Source organism: Arthrobacter oryzae (assembly GCF_031454875.1).
Lineage (GTDB): Bacteria > Actinomycetota > Actinomycetes > Actinomycetales > Micrococcaceae > Arthrobacter > Arthrobacter oryzae_D.
Window position 1 is genome coordinate 165,436 of sequence record NZ_JAVDRQ010000008.1, and the last position, 18,904, is coordinate 184,339.

Sequence of the window (18,904 nt, forward strand, 5' to 3'; positions counted from 1 at the left end):
CATGACTTTCCTGATGGGTCCCGCCCTGCTGTTCTGTCCCGCCGACCGTCCCGAGCGCTACCAGAAGGCCGCCGAGCGTTCCGACGCCGTGATCGTGGACTTGGAGGACGCCGTCGCGCCCGCTGACAAGCAGCGCGCCCGCGGCGCCATCATCGCCCAGCTGGGTGCCACCGGAGACGTTCCCGAGCTGGATCCCAGCCGCACCATCATCAGGATCAACCCCGCCGGCACGGACGAGTTCGAAAAGGACCTGCACTGCCTCAAGCACACTCCGTACCGCCACGTGATGCTGGCCAAGGCCGAAAACCCTGCCCAGCTCGAGGCGCTCGAGGGCTACAGCGTCATTGCGCTCTGCGAGACTGCCGCCGGAATCGTCAACGCCGCGGCCATTGCCGCCGAACCGAATGTGGTGGGCCTGATGTGGGGTGCCGAGGACCTGCTCGCTTCACTCGGCGGGACCTCCAGCAGGAACGACGACGGCGGCTACCGGGCGGTGGCGCTGCATGCCCGGTCCACCGTGCTGCTGGCGGCCGGTGCCTTCGGCAAAGAGGCCATCGATTCGGTGTACGTCAACATTCCTGACCTTGAAGGGCTGGCGGCCGAGTCACGCGACGCCGTCGCCTCGGGGTTCGGTTCCAAGGCCTGCATCCACCCCAGCCAGGTTGCCGTTGTCCGCGGCGCCTACGCCCCCGCGGAGGCCGACGTCGCCGCGGCCAAGGAACTCCTGGAGGCTGCCGCCGCGGCCGGGAGCGGCGTGTTCCAGTTCAACGGAAAAATGATCGACGGGCCCATCCTGAAGCACGCCGAATCAACCCTGCGCCGGGCAGTCCGCTAGGGAGCGCCGCTCGGAACGGGTTTTGAAGTAAACAGAATAGGCCGGGAGTCGTGTGACTCCCGGCCTCCGGAATGTTCGGCTGCGCCGCTTACCCCGCCTTGACGGCGAGGACAGGGCAGTCGGCTTCAAGCAGGATCCGCTGCGAGACGCTGCCCATGATCAGTTTGCCCACCGGCGTGCGCCTCCGCAGGCCAATCACAATCAGCGATGCGTTGTGCTCCTCGGCAGCATCCAGAACTTCCGCGGCGGCGTCATGGCCGCGTACGGGCTGGAGGATGATGTGCTCGATCCCTTCCTTGCCGAGGCGCTGGTCGATGCCCTCGATTTCGGTTTCCCCGGCATACCGCTTGTCCACCAGGGCATCACCCCGGGAGGAATTGATGACCACCAGCTTGGTCTGCGCCTTGCGCGCCTCCTTGATGGCCTGGTCAAAGGCCGCCTCGCCCTCTGGGGTTGGGACGTAGCCCACAACGATGGTCATGGTTTCTCCTTATCGTGCTGGATGGAGTCGTGCGGGACAGCGTCGTGGGAGACAGCTGTGCGGTGTGCGGTGGCGTCGTCGGTGGCGTCGTGGGCCCCGGACGCTGATGAATCCGGACGCTGTCCCGTGTGGTCTGTAACTGCGGGCTGGACTGCAACTGCGGGCCGGCTCCGGCGGATCAGCTTGAACAGCAGCGGCCACAGGAGAATGAGCGCCACGATGATGTAGACGGTGACGGCGATCGGCTCGCTCCAGAGACCGGCAGGGTCGCCGGCGCTGAGCTGCAGCGTCTGGCGGAGCTGTTTTTCCAGGCGCGGTCCGAGGATGACACCGAGGATGAGCGGCAGGACGGGAAGTCCGAAGCGCCGCATCATGAAGCCCAGCGCGCCCAGCGCCAGCAGGAGGACCAGGTCGAACGCCTGCAGGTTCACCGAGTAGGCGCCCAGCGTGGCGAAGAACAGGATGCCGGCGTAGAGGTACGGCCTGGGGATCTGCAGGAGCTTTGCCCACATCGGTGCCAGCGGCAGGTTGATGATCAGCAGCAGCAGGTTGCCGATGAAGAGGCTGGCGATGAGGGCCCAGACCAGCGGTCCCTCGCTTTCGAACAGCTGCGGCCCGGGCTGGATGCCGTACTGCGTGAACGCTGCCAGCATTACTGCGGCCGTGGCGTTGGTGGGCAGGCCCAGGGCCAGCATGGGCGTCAGCGTCCCTGCGGCTGCAGCGTTGTTGGCTGCTTCCGGACCGGCCACACCCTCGATCGCACCTTTGCCGAACTCTTCGGGGTGTTTACTGAGGCGCTTTTCCGTGACGTAGGAGAGGAACGTCGGGATCTCGGCGCCGCCGGCGGGCAGTGCACCGAAGGGGAAGCCGAAGGCGGTGCCGCGGAGCCAGGGCTTCCAAGACCGTTTCCAGTCCTGCTTTCCCATCCACGGGCGTCCAACGGGAATGACCTGCAGGGGGTTGCGGCGGAGGTGCGCCGCAACCCAGAGTGCTTCGCCGACGGCGAAGATGGCCACTGCCACCACCACGATGTCCAGACCGTCCGCCAGGAGCGGCACGCCGAAGGTCAGCCGGGCCTGGCCGGTGACCACGTCCAGACCTACCAGGCCGATGGCGAGGCCAAGGCCCAGGGACGCGAAGCCCCGAAGCCGCGAGGAGCCCAGGACGGCCGTGACCGCCAGCAGGGCCAGGACCATGATGGCGAAGTAGCTCGGAGCGCCCAGGCTGACGGCGAAGTCCACCACGATCGGAGCACAGACTGCCAGGAGGGTGGTGCCGATGGTGCCGGCCACGAACGAGCCGATGGCCGCCGTCGCCAGTGCCTGTGCGGCCCTGCCGGCTTTCGCCATTTTGTTGCCTTCGATGGCGGTGACCACCGATGACGATTCGCCTGGCGTATTCAGCAGGATGGAGGTGGTGGAGCCGCCGTACATGCCGCCGTAGTAGATGCCGGCGAACATGATGAAGGCGCTGGTGGGTTCCAGGGCGTACGTGACCGGAAGCAGCAGTGCCACGGTCATGGCCGGGCCGAGGCCCGGGAGGACCCCGACGGCGGTACCCAGGACGACGCCGATGACGGCGTAGAGGAAATTCATGGGGGTCAGGGCGGTGGCAAAGCCGTCCATCAGGGAGGAAAAGACATCCATCAGAGAATCCCTTCCAGGAGGCCGGCGGGCAGCGCAATGCCGAGGCCAAGGTAGAAGCCATAAAAGGTCAGGAGGGACATGGCCACGGAGATGAGGCCGTCACGGATGTAGCGCCGGCCTCCCAGTGCCCAGACGCTGCCCCAGAACAGGATGGTTCCCGAGATAACCCAGCCTGCCCAATCGATCAGCAGGATGTTGGCGACGAAGGCTCCCACCAGCGGCAGGACGGTCTTCCAGTCGGCGGGGTGGGTGAGGTCCACGTCCTCGCCGCCTTCGGCTTCGCCCTGGCCACCCCGGATCACGTTGACGGCCAGCAGGACAGCGCAGACCAGCAGCAGGCCGCCCACAATGAACGGCAGGGTTTTTGGTCCTACGGGATCAGACTGGGAATAGGGAGTGACGATGCGGGCCGCGTCCGCGATGACCAATGCCCCGGCCGCCCCGAGCAGGAGGGCGACCCCCAGCTCGGAGCGGCCTTTGAGCCGTGAGGCCAGTGTTGGTGAGGAGCTCACGCCAGGCCAAGCTTCGTGAGGACGTCCGCCACCCGCTTGTCCTGCTCGGTCAGGAAGCTTTCGAACTCAGCGCCGGTGATGAAGGCGTCGCTCCAGCTGTTGGTCTTCAGGGCTTCCTTCCAGGCGGCCGTGCCGTGCATCTTTTCGAGCGCGCCGATCAGCTTGGCCTTGTCCTCGTCGGTGATGCCCGGAGGGGCCACGATGCCGCGCCAGTTGGTGAACACCAGGTCGATGTTCGATTCCTTCAGCGTGGGGGCATCCACGCCTTCGAGCCGCTTCTCGCCGCTGGTGGCCAGGACGCGGACCGAGCCGGATTCAATCTGCTTGAGGTACTCACCTGCACCGGAGGCCGCAAAGCCCACCTTGTTGCCCAGGATGGCCGGGAGGAGGTCTCCACCGCCGTCGTAGGACACAAAGTTCACCTTGGTGGCGTCGATCCCCAGGGCGCCGGCAAGCTGCATGGGCAGGAGGTGGTCCGGGCCGCCCGGCGACGAGCCGCCGCCGACGCTGATGGAACCGGGGTCAGCCTTCCAGGCGGTGACCAGGTCATCGATGGTCTTGTAGGGCGAATCCTTGCTGACCATGATGGCGCCGGGCTCTTCGATGAGCCGGGCCAGGGGAGTGGTTGCCGTCAGCTTGGACTCGGACTTGTTGGTGTAGCTCGCGCCTACCACGCCCAGGCCCATCAGCATGGTGAGGTCGCCGTTGCCCTTTTCGTTGACGATGCGGGCGAGGCCCACGGTGCCACCGGCGCCGGCGAGGTTGAAGACTTCGGGGTTCGTGGCGATTTTCTCGTCTTCGAGGACCTTGGCCGCCACGCGGGCGGTGGTGTCGTAGCCGCCACCCGCAGTGTTGGGGACCATGATCTGCAGGCCGGTCACTGGGCCGGCCGGGGCGCCCGAGGTGGCACCGCCGGAGCTCTTTCCTGTGGCACCGCAGCCGGTGGCCATCAGGGCGATACCGGCAGCGACGGCGGCAATTCGCAATGCGCGGATCTGGCGCATGGTGTTCCTCTTCTCAGTAAAGTTTTCGGTAAAGCTCGTCAGCAAGACTGACTGGTGCTTTGATGCTAGGCGCGAAAGTGACGGGCATCACTCTTGTGTACGCAGAGAAAGTTAAGTTCATTTCGTTCACGTTTCCGGTGCTCAACCGGCGCCGGTCTGCGCCGGAGCCCGGGAAGGTACCGGCATGAGGCTGTGGGGTATAGTTCACCCCACCGCGGCGGATCGGGAGCCTCGCGGGCCCACACCGGCGGCGTTCGTTTTACGAAGCCGGCAGAGCTGGCACTTAAGAAAGAACTGGCACCCAGAAAATAGGAAAGTCGGCACGTGACTCGACGAAGAGGAATGTCCCTCGCCGGGCAATACCTGGTCCTGCAGCTGTTGATTGTCCTGGCCGTCCTCGTTGCCGTCGTCGCCATCTCCCTCGCGCAGTCAGCCGCGGCCTTTGAGCGGATCGAAGGCAGCCGCGCCCTGTCGGCCGCGGAAGCGCTGGGCAATAATCCCACGGTCCGCGCCCTGCTGCCGTCGGCCGAGCCGCACAGCGGCTCTGCCCTTCCCGCCGTCGCGGAGTCGGTTCGGACTGTCTCCGGATCCGCGCAGGTGGCCATTGCCAGATTGGACCGTACGGTTGTGGCCTCCTCGGACCCCGGACTGCTGGGCAGGCCGTTGGAACTTGGCCAGAGCCGCGTGATGGAGGGACGGTCCTGGACCGGAGTGGTGGACGGCAATGCCGCCCCTGTACTGTCCGCCCACGTCCCGGTCCTGGACGACGCCGGAATAATGATTGGCATCGCCTCCATCAGCCGGAACTACCCGTCCACGTGGGAGCGTTTGGGGGATGCCGTCCCCAACCTGCTCACCTACCTCGGAGTGGCCAGCGTGCTGGGCGTGGCAGGCTCGCTGCTCCTGGCCCGGCGCGTTAAGCGGCAGACACTCGGCATGGAACCCAACGAAATCACCGGGCTCGTGGAGAACCGGGAAGCCATGCTGCACGGCCTGAAGGAAGGTGTGGTGGCCCTCGATCCGCACGAGCGCATCACCGTGGCCAATGACAGTGCCCGTGAACTGCTGGGCCTGCCGGCGGACTGTGTGGGCAAGGTCCTTGCGGTCCTGCCCGTGGACCCGGCGCTGAAGGCCGTCCTGACCCGGGAGCAGCCCGGTCCGGACCAGCTTGTGCTGGTGGGTGAGCGGCTGGTGGTGCTGAACCGTGTGTCCCTTCGTTCACGCGGCCGCGACATCGGTTCCATTACCACCCTGCGCGACCGGACAGAGCTCTCCTCCCTGGAGCGGGAACTGGGCGCTACCCGGACCGCCACGGATACCCTGCGCGCGCAGGCCCACGAGTTCGCCAACCAGTTGCACGTCATATCCGGCCTTATCCAGATCGGCGAGTACGATTCCGTGGTGCAGTTTGTTAATGGCGCCACCCTTGACAGGACCCGGCTCAACGATGAGGTGACCAGCCGCATCCAGGACCCGGCGCTGGCTGCCCTGCTGATCGCCAAGTCCAGCCTCGCGACTGAACGCGGAGTCACCCTTCAGCTTGACCCGGAGTCTGCGCTGGAGCGGGTGGACGACGAACTCTCCCGGGACCTGACCACCGTGGTGGGAAACCTCGTGGACAATGCCCTCGACGCCGTCACCGGCGCTGCAGAGGCGTCTGTGCGGGTCCTTGTCGAGGACAGCCCGGAGGAAGTGGTGGTCACTGTCCGGGACACCGGGCCAGGCATTGACACTTCGGCCACCGAAGAAATCTTCCGACAGGGCTTCACCACAAAACAGCCGGGACCGGCGGGCGGCAGGGGCTTTGGCCTGGCGCTCTCGCGCATTGTTTGCCGGCGGAGCGGCGGCGAGCTTTCTGTGGCCAATGACGGCGGTGCGGTCTTTACCGCACGATTGAAAAGGGCGGCCCTGAAACGGACGCCAGCCCAAGGAAAGGTGGCCAGGCCGTGATCAACGTCCTGATAGTCGACGACGACTTCATGGTGGCCAAAGTCCATGCCGGCTTTATCCGGCGCACGCCGGGATTCGCCGTCGTGGGCGTTGCGCACACCGGAGCCCAGGCCATGGCGGAAACCTCCCGGCTGCAGCCTGACCTGGTCCTGCTGGACATCCACCTGCCCGATATCAACGGTCTTGACCTGATGACCAAACTGCGGGAAGCAGCGCCGGAACTGGACGTGCTGGTGATCAGCGCCGCCCGCGAAGTGGAGACCGTCCGCCGTGCGCTGCGTGGCGGGATTGTCCACTACCTGATCAAGCCGTTTTCGCAAAAGGACCTGCAGGAACGCCTGGAGCACTACCGAAGCGCTTACCAGGGCCTGGACCTCGCCAAGGACGTTGCAGAGCAGGCGGACGTCAACAGGGTCTTCGGACTGGAACCCGCCGAAAGCGCCGAGCGGGCCGAACCCCGCCTCCCCAAAGGCTGCAGCCCGGAAACGCTCAAGCTCGTGGTGGACGTTCTCAACTCCGCCGACGCGGACCTGTCGGCGGCTGAGGTCGCCGACCTGCTGGGTACGTCTCGGGTCAGCGCCCGCCGGTACCTCGAATACCTGCACGACGAGTCCAGGGTGGAAGTGCGGCTCAAGTACGGCGCAGGCCGTCCCGAGCGCCGTTACGCGCTGAAGCCTGTGTAAGAACACCCCGCTGTCAGGACACCGCCGTCAGCAAAGAGCCGTCAGCACAAGGCAGTCAGCCCCTGACGTGTCAGCGCCCCGGCGGGAGGGACAGCGGCGGGATGGCTTCGTACAGCAGGGTCCGGATCCAGCGCTGGCCTGTTTCGCGGTACTCCGCCCGGCTCGCGAAGCGGTAGAGGTAGCTGTTCACGCGCACCCAGTGGGGACGGGCGCCGTCGAACGGGTCCTTGCGCAGGAGCCGCAGCACCGCATCGTCAGCTTCCAGGAGCTTGGCCAGGAAAGCGTAGAACCATTCCTCGTGCACTGTGCGCAGGGGCAGGAACCACATGAGCCAGTCCAGCCGGAGATGATACGGAGCCCACTGGCGCGGCAGCCTGCGGACGTCGCCGGGCTTGCCCCGGAAACCGTACTCCTGCCAGTCGGAATCGTCGTCGGGCTCGGCGTCGAGGGTCCCTTCCACCACGATCTCAATCCGCATTTTGGTCACCGTGCCGAATGCCCCGTAGGTGTTGCCCAGCTGCCAGCGGTTGAAGCTGGCATTCATGAGCTGCCGGTGCTGGAGGAGGTTCCGGACAGGCCAGTAGCTGAGCACCAGCAGGAGCAGCGTCACGGCGAGCACGACGGCGAGCCACCACACCGGGGCCTGCGAACCGGCGGCGCCCGCATCGGCGCCGCCTAAGCGGGCGCCCGCGCCGGACCCGGACCCGTGCCAGTCCAGCGGGATAACGGGCAGGACCGCATGGGCCACCGGATCGCTGACGGCTGCGAAGGCCAGCAGGATGGCCATCCAGTTGAGCCAGGCAAAGTTCCCGCTTGCCACGAGCCACAGCTGGGTGAAGATGACGATGCCCGCGGCCATGCTGGCCAGCGGTTGCGGGGCGAAGAGGAAGAACGGCACCACCAGTTGCGCGAAGTGGTTGCCCAGGACCTCCATCCGGTGCACCGGCTTGGGCAGCAAGTGCGCCTGGCGGCTCAACGGACCGGGCATCGGCTGGGTCTCGTGGTGGTAGTACAGGGCGGTCAAATCGCGCCACTCGCTGCCTCCGCGGATCTTGATCATTCCGGCTCCGAACTCAAGCCGGAACAGCAGCCACGCCAGCAGGATCAGGATGGTCCGGGGCGGGGGAGTCTGGTCCGAACCCAGGAAGGCCACGATGAACCCGGCCTCAAGCAACAGCATTTCCCAGCCGAAACCGTAGAATGTCTGGCCCACGTTCACGATTGACATATACAGCAGCCACAGGGAGAGGAACGCGATCATCGGCAGCCAAGGCGGCCCCAGCTGCGGGAGTCCCGCGATGAGCGTGGCTGCAATCGCCATGCCGCTCCAGCAGACCAGCCGCAGCAGGCCGTCCGAGTAGCGCCACAGGAACAGGCTGGGCCGCCGGCGCCTCCTGAAGCTGTCCAAATAGTCGGGGACCGGGAGCAGGCCGCGCTCGCCGAGCAGCGCCGGGAACTGGTTCAGGCAGGAGAGGAACGCCACGAAGAAGATCGTGGCAATGCCGCGCTGCAGCACCTGCCGGGCGAACTCATACTCCGGCGCGTCGAACCATGCGGTCCACTCCACGTTCTTCACGTTACGCCTGCCGCCTACGGCGTCAATGCACTGCGCCCGCAGCGATCCGCCGTCGGCCCCGTCTCGTGCGGGATACTTAACGGATGCAGTCACGCAGAATCGTTCTTCTCGGATCCACCGGTTCCATCGGCACCCAGGCGATTGACGTCGTCGACGGCGCCCCGCACCTTTTCGAGGTGGTGGCGCTGAGCGCCGGCGGCGGCAACCTGGAACTCCTCGCCCGGCAGGCCGTGCACACGAAGGCGAAGGCCGTGGGCACCGCCAGCGGCGACGCGTCCGCCCTGCAGGAACTGATCGACGAAGCCGCCAGGGCGGCCGGCATGACGGGGTACCGCCCCGAGATCATCACCGGCCCGGAGGCCTCGACGAGGATTGCGGAGATCGAAGCGGACGTGGTGCTCAACGGCATTACCGGCTCCATCGGGCTCGCACCCACCTTGGCGGCCCTGAAATCAGGCGCCACGCTGGCGCTGGCCAACAAGGAATCCCTGATCGTGGGCGGCGCCCTCGTGAAGGCTGCCGCGCGGGACGGCCAGATCGTCCCGGTGGACTCCGAGCACTCGGCCATCGCCCAGTGCCTGCGGTCCGGGTCCGCCGCCGAGGTGGACCGGCTCATCCTGACGGCCTCCGGCGGACCCTTCCGCGGCAGGACACGCGAGGAGCTCCACAACGTTTCTCCGCAGGATGCCCTGGCCCACCCCACGTGGGACATGGGCCTGATGGTCACCACCAACTCCGCCAGCCTGGTGAACAAGGGCCTGGAAGTGATCGAGGCGCACCTGCTGTTCGACATCCCGCTGGACCGCATCGACGTAGTGGTCCACCCGCAGTCAGTTGTGCATTCCATGGTCCAGTTCGTGGACGGCTCCATCATCGCCCAGGCCTCGCCGCCGGACATGCGCCTGCCCATCGCCCTCGGGCTGGGATGGCCTGACCGTGTGCCGAAGGCAGCGACGCCCTGTGATTGGACCCAGGCAACAAGCTGGACGTTCGAACCGCTCGACGCCGGGGCGTTTCCCGCCGTCGCGCTCGCCAAGGATGCTGCCAAACAGGGGAACACCTATCCGGCTGTGTTCAACGCTGCCAATGAAGAGGCGGTCATGGCCTTCCACTCCGGCCGGATCCGGTTCACGGACATTGTGGATACTATCGAAGCGGTGCTCAGCGAACACCCAGGATCTTCCGGGCTGACAGTTGAGTCCGTGCTGGATGCTGAGACGTGGGCACGAGCGCGCACCCACGAACGTTTAGCAGTGAGCAGTCTCTAGGAAGCAGTAAATCTAAGCATGAGTCCCGTCTTTCTCTTCATCCTCGGTGTCGTCTTTGTGGCGATCGGCATCGCGGTCTCCATCGCGCTGCATGAAGTGGGCCACCTGGTTCCGGCCAAGCTGTTCAAGGTGCGGGTCACCAAGTACATGATCGGCTTCGGCCCCACGCTGTGGTCGAAGCGCAAGGGCGAGACCGAGTACGGGGTCAAGGCCATCCCGCTGGGCGGCTACGTGTCCATGATCGGCATGTACCCGCCGAACAAGGACGACGGATCGGTGCGTCCTTCCAGTACCGGTATGTTCCAGACCCTCGCCACCGAGGCACGTTCCATGGCCCACGAGGAAGTAGGGCCCGCCGACGGGAAGCGCGTCTTCTACCGGCTTCCGGTGTGGAAGAAGATCATCGTGATGCTTGGCGGTCCCGCCATGAACCTGCTTATCGGGGTGGCGCTGACAGCCGTGCTGCTGATGGGTTTCGGGATCAGCACACCCACCACCACCATTGCGGACGTCTCCAAATGCCAGGTCAAGGCCGGCGAGACCGTGGATCCGGATTCCGCTGACTGCAAACTCACCCCCGCGGCCAAAGCCCAGCTCAGGCCCAACGACACCATCACCACCTTCGACGGCAAGGCCGTCACTGACTGGGGCGAGCTCACCGGCTGGATCCGTGCATCTGCCGGCCGGGAGGTCAGCATCACCGTGGAACGGAACGGCTCCCCGGTAACCACCACTGTGACTCCGGTCCTTTCGGCACGGCCGGTCATCGGCGCCGACGGCCGGCAGGCCACTGATTCCAACGGAACACTCCAGTACCAGGAAGTCGGCTTCCTGGGGATCGGCGCACAGACGACGCTGGTCCCCCAGCCGGCGTCGTCCGTTCTTCCCATGGCGGGGGAGAACATCCAGCAGGTGGCCGGCGTCGTCCTGAACCTTCCCGCGCGGGTGGTGGGCGTGGCCAAGGCGGCCTTCAGCGAAGAGCCCCGCGATCCCAACGGACCCATCAGCGTCGTTGGCGTGGGCCGCGTGGCCGGCGAAGTTGCCGCCATGGAGGAGGTCCCGCTGCAGTCCCGGCTCGCGGCGCTGGTGGGGCTGCTGGCCGGCCTGAACTTCGCGCTGGCCGTCTTCAACCTGGTCCCGCTGTTGCCGCTGGACGGCGGCCACGTGGCCGGCGCGCTCTACGAAGGCGTCCGACGGCGGGTGGCCAAGCTGTTCGGCAGGCCCGACCCCGGAGCGTTCGACATCGCCAAGCTCCTGCCGGTGACCTACGTTGTGGCCGCGCTGCTGATGGGCATGAGCGCGCTCCTGATCTACGCGGACATCGTCAAGCCCGTCAATCTCTTCGGATAATCAGCTCCTGACGGATTAGCCGTTCTAGTCAGTCGTTATCGACTGATTTTTTTAAATCAGCCGAAAATGATTGATATTAGATAATCAGTCGATTATGTTTGCTGCATGTACGTACTCACGATCGACCAGCGGGGCAGCACGGGAGACAGGGACCGGGTGCCCGGCTTCTTGGCTGAACTGGAGGGGATCCCAACCGGGGGCCGCTTTGAACGCTCCGTCGGGGACGAGGTCCAAGGTGTGGTGGATCAGCCCGAGGAAGCAGTGGAAATCGCACTCCACTCCCTGCGCAGCGGCCAGTGGTATGTGGGAATCGGGGTGGGTGCCGTTGACCTGCCCCTGCCTGCCAGTCCGCGGGAAGGGTCCGGACCGGCGTTCGTCGCTGCCCGGCTGGCAGTCGAGAAAGCCAAGGCTGCTGCCGCCCACGTGCCGCTGTCCGTGGTCTCCGGCGGCCTGCGCCGCGGAAGTGCTGCCCCGCCGGCGGCCGAACCCGGCATCCGGGCCTGCGCGAACGCCGAGGCGGTCCTCCGCCTCATCGGCCGGCTGGTGCAGGACCGCACGGAGGCTCAATGGAAAGTCGTGGACACCCTTCGCAGGCTGCAGCAGGACGCGGCAGCCAGGCATGGCACGCAGAAGCTTGCCGCCGCAAAACTGGGAATCACGGAGCAGTCGGTGAGCCGCGCCGTGCTCAGGTCCGGCTGGCAGGAAGAATGGGCGGCGAGGCCGGCCGCCGGCATGCTCCTGGCCCTGGCCCATGACGCAGTCCTGGAAGGACAAACGTGAACGCTCTCTGGATTACGCTCGCCCTCCTGACTGCAGGCTTCGCCGGCTGGCCCGTCACCGCCCTGGTATTCCGGCTGGCGCGGACCATCGACGACAAGGCGGATGCGGCCAAGGCAGCCGAAGACAAGGCCGCAGAAGACAAGGCAGCAGCCGACAAGGCAGCAGCCGACCGGGCTGCCGAGGAATCGGCGGACGACCCCTCCGCCGACGTCACGGTGGACAAGGAGGCGGCGGACAGGAAGGCCGCGGACAAGGACGCGGCGGACAAGGTATCCACGCGGATTCTGCGCGGCGGTGCCATCATCGGCGTCCTGGAACGGCTGGCAGTGTGCCTGGCCATCCTGACCGGCCAGCCCGTGGCCATCGCTTATGTGGTGGCTATCAAGGGACTTGGGCGCTTCGCCGAACTGAAGGAGACTCCCGTTGCCGCGGAAAGGTTCATCATCGGCACCTTGGCCTCCATGTTGTGGGCCGCAGGGGTTGCGGCCCTTGTCAAGATCCTCTTCCTGAGCTGAACCGGATACAAACTGGGGCGGGCATGGCGATAGGGTATCCGTATGACTGTTTTTGCTGTTGAGTACGTATACGCCGCCGAGTCCACCGAAGCACGGAACGCCGCCCGCCCGGCACACCGGGAATGGACCGCCCGGCTGGCCAGTGAAGGTGCTCTCCTCGCCAGCGGACCCTACGGGGACGGAGCCGGCGCACTGCTCATCTTCAAGGCCGCTGACGAAAACGCACTGAACGGAATCCTAAAGCAGGATCCCTTCGCCGCGGCCAGCGTAATCGCAGGCACGCGCACCACGGAATGGGCCCCGGTGACCGGCCTCCTGGCCGAGCACGCCGCCTAGGCAGCCGGAACAACACACCATCGATACTTCGATATAAATAGGAGTCCACGTGACCTCGGTCAGCCTGGGAATGCCGTCAGCACCGCCTCCCGTCCTCGCCCCGCGCAGGAAAACCCGTCAGATCAAGGTGGGATCGGTGGGGGTCGGCTCAGATTCGCCCATCAGCGTGCAGTCGATGACCACCACGCCCACCACGGACATCAACGCCACGCTGCAGCAAATTGCTGAGCTGACGGCGTCAGGCTGTGACATCGTGCGGGTGGCCTGCCCTTCCGCGGACGACGCCGAGGCGCTGCCGATCATCGCGCGGAAATCGCAGATCCCCGTCATTGCAGACATCCATTTCCAGCCCAAGTATGTCTTCGCCGCCATCGAAGCGGGGTGTGCCGCCGTCCGCGTAAACCCCGGCAACATCCGTAAGTTCGATGACCAGGTCAAGGAGATTGCCCGGGCCGCCAAGGACCACGGCACGTCCATCCGGATCGGCGTCAACGCAGGATCCCTGGAGCCCGGGATCCTGAAGAAGTACGGCAAGGCAACCCCGGAAGCCCTGGTGGAGTCCGCGGTGTGGGAAGCCTCGCTGTTCGAGGAACACGGCTTCCACGACTTCAAGATCTCCGTCAAGCACAACGACCCCGTGATCATGGTCGCCGCCTACGAGATGCTGGCCGAGCAGGGTGACTGGCCCCTGCACCTGGGCGTCACCGAGGCCGGACCGGCTTTCCAGGGCACCATCAAGTCCGCCACGGCGTTTGGTGCGCTCCTCTCCAGGGGGATTGGCGATACCATCCGCGTGTCCCTCTCGGCTCCGCCCGTCGAGGAAATCAAGGTGGGCAACCAGATCCTGCAGTCGCTGAACCTGCGTCCGCGCAAGCTTGAAATCGTCTCCTGCCCGTCGTGCGGGCGCGCCCAGGTGGACGTCTATACCCTGGCCGAGCAGGTCACGGCGGGTCTGGAGGGCATGGAGATCCCGCTGCGCGTTGCCGTCATGGGCTGCGTCGTCAACGGCCCCGGTGAAGCGCGTGAAGCGGACCTGGGCGTGGCGTCCGGCAACGGCAAGGGACAAATTTTTGTGAAGGGCGAGGTCATCAAGACTGTCCCCGAGAGCGAAATTGTTGAGACACTGATCGAAGAGGCCATGCGTATCGCTGAAGAGATGGGGGAGGCCGATGGCGAAGATGCTGTCAAGGGTAGCCCCGTGGTTAGCGTCTCGTAAGGAGAATGCAGGACCCGGCATATCAATCCGGGTCCTGTCCGGGCCGGACACCGCCATGTTGCGGGAACTGGCCCGGACCGACGTTGTGGCCAACGTCTTCATCCTGTCGCACCTGGCCGCGACGGGAAGCGCTGCGCCCACGGTGGGCGGGGCCAGTATCTTTGGCGTGTTCGACGGTGACGCCCTGGTGGGTGCGTGTTGGGCGGGGGCCAACCTCGTGCCTGTCCAGCTGGACCCGGAACTCGCCGGCCTTGTGTCCGAGCACGCTCACCGCTCCGGCCGGCGCTTCGCATCCATTTTCGGGCCCGCAGACACGGTCCTGGCCATGTATGAACAATTGGAGCAGCTTGGGCAGTCAGCCCATGAGGTCCGAGCGGACCAGCCGCTGATGACCATCACCGGGCCACCCGCCGTCAAGGCCAACACGGATCTGGGCCTCGGCCAGCTGGCCGATTTCGACCGGATCCTGCCTGCCTGCGCCGCTATGTTCGAAGAGGAAGTCGGCTATTCGCCGTTCCTTGGCGGCCGCGAGTTCTACAGCAGGCGCGTGGAAGGACTCATCAGGCAGGGCCACTCCCTGGTCCACCTCAATGCGGACGGCCAGGTCATGTTCAAGGCCGAGCTGGGTGCCGTCACACCCGACGTGACCCAGGTACAGGGCGTCTGGATGAACCCCTCCTTCCGCGGACTCGGACTCAGCGCCGGCTACATGGCCGCCGTCGTCGAGCTGGCCCAGCAGCTCGCGCCCGTCACCAGCCTGTATGTCAACGACTACAACGCGCGTGCAAGGGCAACTTACGAACGCGTGGGGTTCCACCAGGTGGGGACGTTCGCTACAGTTCTGTTCTAGCTGGCCGGTACCGGCCAGCTAGAACTTTGGGGGACAAATGAATACGTCTGTTGTGCGCTATTTCGGGGGCTCTGCCCTGCTGGTGCTGGCTCTGACCGCTTGCGGCGGTACCGCAAACCCGGCGGGCGCAGAGGGCGGAACGGCATCCCAAACACCCGCCACGGCGAGTCCGGCCCCCACGCCCACGGAAGACGCCTTCAAAATGCTCACCTCCGAGGAACTCGGTGAGATCGCGGGCGCAGTGAAGGATGCGGACAACGTCGCTTTGGCTGTCATGCCTGCCGACAAAGTCTCACAGGCGCTGGACCAGATGATGTCCATCATGACCGAAGTGCAGGTGGAACCCGCCGAGTGCAATTCCATCGCCACCGGCACGGCGCTGAAGCCGGACAGCAACACCACCATGGCCGTTGGCGCGTCCACGTCCTCCAACGCCGAACTGAGCCAAACGCTCTCCCTCCTGTCCGGCGTTGACAAGGAAAAACTGGAAGAGACGCTTTCCGTGCGCAGTAAAGAGATTGCGGACTGTGCCAACCTCAGCATGAACATCAGGGGAGTGTCCATGACAGCGACCACCAAAGAGCTTGACAGCGGGTCTGACACGCCCGGCGCGATCGCCATGCAAACGGACGTCACGCTGCCCACGGGAGGCACCCAAAGCACCGTGATGACTTTCGCTGTCAAGGGCGGAGTCCTGATCTCCGCGCAGGCATCAGGAACGGGCGTGACCTCAGCCAACCTCGCCTCAGCGGTGGCACTCCTGGACCAGGCCGCCGCCCTCATCGACTAGCGGGACGCGTCCTGAGAGGCTGCGGAAGGGCGCAAGTCAACTGCAGAAAACTGTGTGACGACTCTTGTAATGGTGCCGTGGATCACATAGGTTCTTCGTAGCCGCGCCGATGGGGTGGGTGCGGTCTCAGAGGGGAATCAGCAGTTGGCACTGAGCGTTGACCTTCCCAGCAGGCACGCCCGGCGCCTCCTCCGGACTTAACGGTCCGACGGGCCGTAAGAGCCACGCCAAAACAGGATGACCAGCCGGAGACGGCCAGGGGCTTCCTACGGTTCTGGCGTGGCTCTTCTCCGTTAACCGGCACAGGAGGGCCGCCGTGCCGGTTGTGGGGGACCGGGCACTCGCCGCACCACGGTAGATTAGTACCCAGACGAATTTGCCCCCAGCCCGTCATCCGAACAGGCACCTCCCAAGAAACGGATTCCTACCCGTGGTCCTTCGACTTTCCAAGCTGTTCCTGCGCACCCTGCGTGAAGATCCCGCCGACGCCGAGGTGGCGAGCCACCGGCTCCTGGTCCGTGCCGGATACATCCGCAGGGCTGCGCCGGGCATCTACACCTGGCTGCCGCTGGGCCTGAGCGTCCTGCGCAAGGTGGAACGGGTCATTCGCGAGGAAATGACAGCCATCGGGGCCCAGGAAGTCCACTTCCCGGCTCTCCTCCCCAAGGAGCCCTACGAGGCCACCAACCGCTGGACGGAATACGGCGAGGGCATCTTCCGGCTCAAGGACCGCAAGGGCGGGGACTACCTGCTGGCTCCCACGCATGAGGAAATGTTCACGCTCCTGGTCAAGGACCTGTACTCGTCGTACAAGGACCTTCCGCTGAGCATCTACCAGATCCAGAACAAGTACCGGGACGAGGCGCGGCCCCGCGCCGGCCTGCTGCGCGGCCGCGAGTTCATCATGAAGGACTCCTACTCGTTCGACGTCGACGACGCCGGCCTGGACGCCAGCTACAACGCGCACCGCGCCGCCTACCTGAAGATTTTCGAACGCCTCGGCCTCGAAGTTGTTCCCGTGGCCGCCACCGCCGGTGCCATGGGCGGCTCCAGGAGCGAGGAGTTCCTGCACCCCACCGAGATCGGCGAGGACACCTTCGTGCGCTCGGCCGGCGGCTACGCGGCGAACGTTGAAGCGGTCACCACCGTGGTCCCCGCCGAGATCGACTTCACCAACGCTCCGGCCGCCGAAATCCGAGACACCCCGAACACTCCCACCATCGAAACCCTCGTGGACGCCGCCAACCAGCTGGTTCCGCGCGCGGAGAACGACGGCGGCGCCTGGACTGCCGCGGACACGCTTAAGAACGTTGTCCTCGCCGTCACCCTGCCCACCGGGGAACGCCAGATCGTCGTCATCGGCGTGCCCGGTGACCGCGGCGTGGACCTGAAGCGTGTTGAAGCCAACATCGGCACGTACCTGCCGGTCGCCGGCGAGATCACCGTGGAAGCCGCGGGCGAGGAAGACCTGGCCCGCAACCCGCTCATTGTCCGCGGGTACCTTGGCCCGGGGATGTCGCTTGGCACCCCACTCCTTGGCCTGGAAGGCGCCGCGAAGCTCCTGTACCTGGTGGATCCCCGCGTCGTCAGCGGCACCGCCTGGGTGACCGGCGCCAACATGGCCGGGAAGCACGTCTTCGGCCTCGTCGCCGGCCGCGACTTCGGCTGGGACGGCGTGATCGAGTGCACCGAGGTCCGCGCCGGCGACGAAGCGCCGGACGGTTCCGGTCCGCTGGAGACCAAGCGCGGCATCGAGATGGGCCATATCTTCCAGCTCGGCCGTAAGTACGCCGAAGCACTTGAACTGAAGGTCCTGGACCAGAACGGCAAGCAGGTTGTGGTCACCATGGGTTCCTACGGCGTTGGCGTGACCCGCGCCGTGGCGGCCCTGGCCGAATCCAACCATGACGCCAAGGGCCTGGTCTGGCCGCGGGCCGTGGCCCCGGCTGATGTCCACGTCGTGGCCGTAGGTAGGGGCGAGGAGATCTTCGCCGCTGCCGAGCAGCTCGCCCTGGAGCTCGAAGCCAATGGCCTTGAAGTCATTTACGACGACCGTCCCAAGGTTTCCCCCGGCGTGAAGTTCGGCGACGCCGAGCTCATCGGCGTGCCGACCATCCTCGCCGTTGGCAAGGGGCTCGTGGACGGCGTCGTGGAAATCAAGGACCGCCGCAGCGGCGAGGCCGAGAACGTGGCTGTGGACAAGGCGGTTGACTACGTGGTCAACGCCGTCCGCAGCAAGTAACTCCGCACGGCCGAAGGAGTGATCTCGGGATTCGAATCGCTGGAGCCTGCCACGCTGATCCTCATCATCGTGGCGGGCTTCGCCGCAGGCTGGATTGACGCCGTGGTAGGCGGCGGAGGGCTCATCCAGCTCCCTGCCCTGTTGCTGGTGCCGGGCATCAGCCCGGTCCAGGCGCTTGCCACCAACAAGCTCGGGTCCATCTTCGGGACCACCACCAGCGCTGTGACGTTTTACCGCCGGGTCAGGCCTGACCTGCGGACGGCCATCCCGATGGCTGTCATTGCGCTGGCCGGGAGCTTCGGCGGTGCCGTGCTCGCTGCCACTCTGCCTGCCAGCGTCTTCAAACCCATCATCGTGGCGGCGCTGGTCGCCGTCGCGCTCTTCACGGCCTTCAAGCCCAACATTGGCGACCTGACCGCCCTGCGTCACGACGGCCGGACCCACTACGTGGTGGCCTGCCTCATCGGCGCGGCCATCGGTTTCTACGACGGCCTGATCGGACCCGGAACGGGCTCCTTCCTGATCATCGCCCTGGTGTCCGCAATGGGGTACGCGTTCCTGGAAGCCAGCGCCAAGGCAAAGATCGTCAACATGGCCACCAATGCCGGCGCCCTGATTTTCTTCCTGCCGCACGGCTCCCTGCTCTGGGGCGTGGGGCTCGTGCTGGGGCTGGCCAACATGGCCGGCGGCTACCTCGGGGCGAGAACTGCGGTGAAGCAGGGCAGCACCTTTATCCGCAATGTCTTCCTCGCTGTCGTGGGCGCACTGATCATCAAGCTGGGCTACGACATCTGGCAGGACACCTTCGCCTAGCCTCCGTTGATCCGGCCCGGAATCCAGGCGAAAGGCCCTCCCGGCCGGGCGGGACCC

At 65.8% G+C, this 18,904-nt stretch carries 18 protein-coding genes; 13 read left to right on the forward strand and 5 right to left on the reverse strand.

Annotated elements, in window-relative coordinates:
• Position 1 precedes the first annotated feature (1 nt).
• Positions 2–835, forward strand: a complete 834-nt coding sequence (locus tag J2805_RS15720; protein WP_309977830.1) for an HpcH/HpaI aldolase/citrate lyase family protein — start codon at positions 2–4, stop codon at positions 833–835.
• An 88-nt stretch (positions 836–923) separates the two neighbouring features.
• On the opposite strand, the gene J2805_RS15725 is transcribed toward J2805_RS15720, so the two are convergent.
• Genes J2805_RS15725 through J2805_RS15740 form a run of 4 tightly spaced genes read right to left on the reverse strand, consistent with a single transcriptional unit; the run spans position 924 to position 4,478 of the window.
• Complete coding sequence (locus J2805_RS15725; protein ID WP_309977832.1) at positions 924–1,316, reverse strand: universal stress protein; 393 nt, start codon at positions 1,314–1,316, stop codon at positions 924–926.
• The gene (locus tag J2805_RS15730) at positions 1,313–2,962 is read right to left on the reverse strand and encodes a tripartite tricarboxylate transporter permease (RefSeq protein WP_309977834.1); all 1,650 of its coding nucleotides are present in this window, start codon (positions 2,960–2,962) and stop codon (positions 1,313–1,315) included. Before J2805_RS15730 ends, J2805_RS15725 begins: the two co-directional genes overlap by 4 nt.
• Positions 2,962–3,474, reverse strand: a complete 513-nt coding sequence (locus J2805_RS15735) for a tripartite tricarboxylate transporter TctB family protein (RefSeq protein ID WP_309977836.1) — start codon at positions 3,472–3,474, stop codon at positions 2,962–2,964. Before J2805_RS15735 ends, J2805_RS15730 begins: the two co-directional genes overlap by 1 nt.
• Complete coding sequence (locus J2805_RS15740) at positions 3,471–4,478, reverse strand: Bug family tripartite tricarboxylate transporter substrate binding protein (RefSeq protein WP_309977839.1); 1,008 nt, start codon at positions 4,476–4,478, stop codon at positions 3,471–3,473. Before J2805_RS15740 ends, J2805_RS15735 begins: the two co-directional genes overlap by 4 nt.
• A 342-nt stretch (positions 4,479–4,820) precedes the next feature.
• Between J2805_RS15740 and J2805_RS15745 the strand changes: the two genes are divergently transcribed.
• Together J2805_RS15745 and J2805_RS15750 are read left to right on the forward strand one after the other, a co-directional pair.
• Positions 4,821–6,428 (forward strand): sensor histidine kinase, encoded by a 1,608-nt coding sequence (locus J2805_RS15745; protein WP_309978035.1) that lies wholly within the window; start codon positions 4,821–4,823, stop codon positions 6,426–6,428.
• Positions 6,425–7,111: a response regulator gene (locus J2805_RS15750; RefSeq protein WP_309977841.1), complete on the forward strand. Its 687-nt coding sequence runs from the start codon at positions 6,425–6,427 to the stop codon at positions 7,109–7,111. Before J2805_RS15745 ends, J2805_RS15750 begins: the two co-directional genes overlap by 4 nt.
• A 70-nt stretch (positions 7,112–7,181) precedes the next feature.
• Here J2805_RS15750 and J2805_RS15755 read toward each other — a convergent pair whose 3' ends face one another.
• Positions 7,182–8,678: a lipase maturation factor family protein gene (locus tag J2805_RS15755; protein ID WP_309978036.1), complete on the reverse strand. Its 1,497-nt coding sequence runs from the start codon at positions 8,676–8,678 to the stop codon at positions 7,182–7,184.
• A 92-nt stretch (positions 8,679–8,770) separates the two neighbouring features.
• Here J2805_RS15755 and dxr point away from each other — a divergent pair, with 92 nt between their 5' ends.
• The 10 genes from dxr to J2805_RS15805 all read left to right on the forward strand — a co-directional run bounded on the left by dxr (position 8,771) and on the right by J2805_RS15805 (position 18,847).
• Entirely contained in the window at positions 8,771–9,955 is a 1,185-nt protein-coding gene (dxr, locus tag J2805_RS15760) for a 1-deoxy-D-xylulose-5-phosphate reductoisomerase (protein ID WP_309977842.1), read from the forward strand.
• Positions 9,956–9,973: 18 nt separating this feature from the next.
• Positions 9,974–11,305 (forward strand): M50 family metallopeptidase, encoded by a 1,332-nt coding sequence (locus J2805_RS15765; protein ID WP_309977844.1) that lies wholly within the window; start codon positions 9,974–9,976, stop codon positions 11,303–11,305.
• A 105-nt stretch (positions 11,306–11,410) separates the two neighbouring features.
• On the forward strand, positions 11,411–12,085 hold the full coding sequence (locus J2805_RS15770; protein ID WP_309977845.1) for a MarR family transcriptional regulator: 675 nt from the start codon (positions 11,411–11,413) through the stop codon (positions 12,083–12,085).
• Complete coding sequence (locus J2805_RS15775) at positions 12,082–12,600, forward strand: hypothetical protein (protein ID WP_309977847.1); 519 nt, start codon at positions 12,082–12,084, stop codon at positions 12,598–12,600. Before J2805_RS15770 ends, J2805_RS15775 begins: the two co-directional genes overlap by 4 nt.
• Before the next feature lie 42 nt (positions 12,601–12,642).
• The gene (locus J2805_RS15780; RefSeq protein ID WP_307049775.1) at positions 12,643–12,936 is read left to right on the forward strand and encodes a YciI family protein; all 294 of its coding nucleotides are present in this window, start codon (positions 12,643–12,645) and stop codon (positions 12,934–12,936) included.
• Positions 12,937–12,985: 49 nt separating this feature from the next.
• The gene (ispG, locus tag J2805_RS15785) at positions 12,986–14,152 is read left to right on the forward strand and encodes a flavodoxin-dependent (E)-4-hydroxy-3-methylbut-2-enyl-diphosphate synthase (protein WP_028272164.1); all 1,167 of its coding nucleotides are present in this window, start codon (positions 12,986–12,988) and stop codon (positions 14,150–14,152) included.
• Positions 14,115–15,002 carry a GNAT family N-acetyltransferase gene (locus tag J2805_RS15790; protein WP_309978038.1) on the forward strand — a complete coding sequence of 296 codons (888 nt, stop codon included), beginning with the start codon at positions 14,115–14,117 and terminating at the stop codon, positions 15,000–15,002. The genes ispG and J2805_RS15790 overlap by 38 nt, the downstream gene beginning before the upstream one ends.
• 37 nt (positions 15,003–15,039) lie before the next feature.
• Complete coding sequence (locus J2805_RS15795) at positions 15,040–15,792, forward strand: hypothetical protein (RefSeq protein WP_309977852.1); 753 nt, start codon at positions 15,040–15,042, stop codon at positions 15,790–15,792.
• A gap of 430 nt (positions 15,793–16,222) precedes the next feature.
• Positions 16,223–18,034 (forward strand): proline--tRNA ligase, encoded by a 1,812-nt coding sequence (locus J2805_RS15800; protein ID WP_309977854.1) that lies wholly within the window; start codon positions 16,223–16,225, stop codon positions 18,032–18,034.
• An 18-nt stretch (positions 18,035–18,052) separates the two neighbouring features.
• Entirely contained in the window at positions 18,053–18,847 is a 795-nt protein-coding gene (locus J2805_RS15805) for a sulfite exporter TauE/SafE family protein (RefSeq protein WP_309977857.1), read from the forward strand.
• Positions 18,848–18,904: the final 57 nt, after the last annotated feature.

Bases quoted from the DNA above. Each gene is read 5' to 3' on its own strand.
- J2805_RS15790 (WP_309978038.1), top strand. From the start codon at position 14,115: ATGCTGTCAAGGGTAGCCCCGTGGTTAGCGTCTCGTAAGGAGAATGCA.
- J2805_RS15720 (WP_309977830.1), top strand. From the start codon at position 2: ATGACTTTCCTGATGGGTCCCGCCCTGCTGTTCTGTCCCGCCGACCGT.
- J2805_RS15730 (WP_309977834.1), bottom strand. From the start codon at position 2,962: ATGGATGTCTTTTCCTCCCTGATGGACGGCTTTGCCACCGCCCTGACC.
- J2805_RS15745 (WP_309978035.1), top strand. From the start codon at position 4,821: ATGTCCCTCGCCGGGCAATACCTGGTCCTGCAGCTGTTGATTGTCCTG.
- J2805_RS15795 (WP_309977852.1), top strand. From the start codon at position 15,040: ATGAATACGTCTGTTGTGCGCTATTTCGGGGGCTCTGCCCTGCTGGTG.
- J2805_RS15770 (WP_309977845.1), top strand. From the start codon at position 11,411: ATGTACGTACTCACGATCGACCAGCGGGGCAGCACGGGAGACAGGGAC.
- J2805_RS15725 (WP_309977832.1), bottom strand. From the start codon at position 1,316: ATGACCATCGTTGTGGGCTACGTCCCAACCCCAGAGGGCGAGGCGGCC.
- J2805_RS15740 (WP_309977839.1), bottom strand. From the start codon at position 4,478: ATGCGCCAGATCCGCGCATTGCGAATTGCCGCCGTCGCTGCCGGTATC.
- dxr (WP_309977842.1), top strand. From the start codon at position 8,771: ATGCAGTCACGCAGAATCGTTCTTCTCGGATCCACCGGTTCCATCGGC.
- J2805_RS15765 (WP_309977844.1), top strand. From the start codon at position 9,974: ATGAGTCCCGTCTTTCTCTTCATCCTCGGTGTCGTCTTTGTGGCGATC.
- J2805_RS15780 (WP_307049775.1), top strand. From the start codon at position 12,643: ATGACTGTTTTTGCTGTTGAGTACGTATACGCCGCCGAGTCCACCGAA.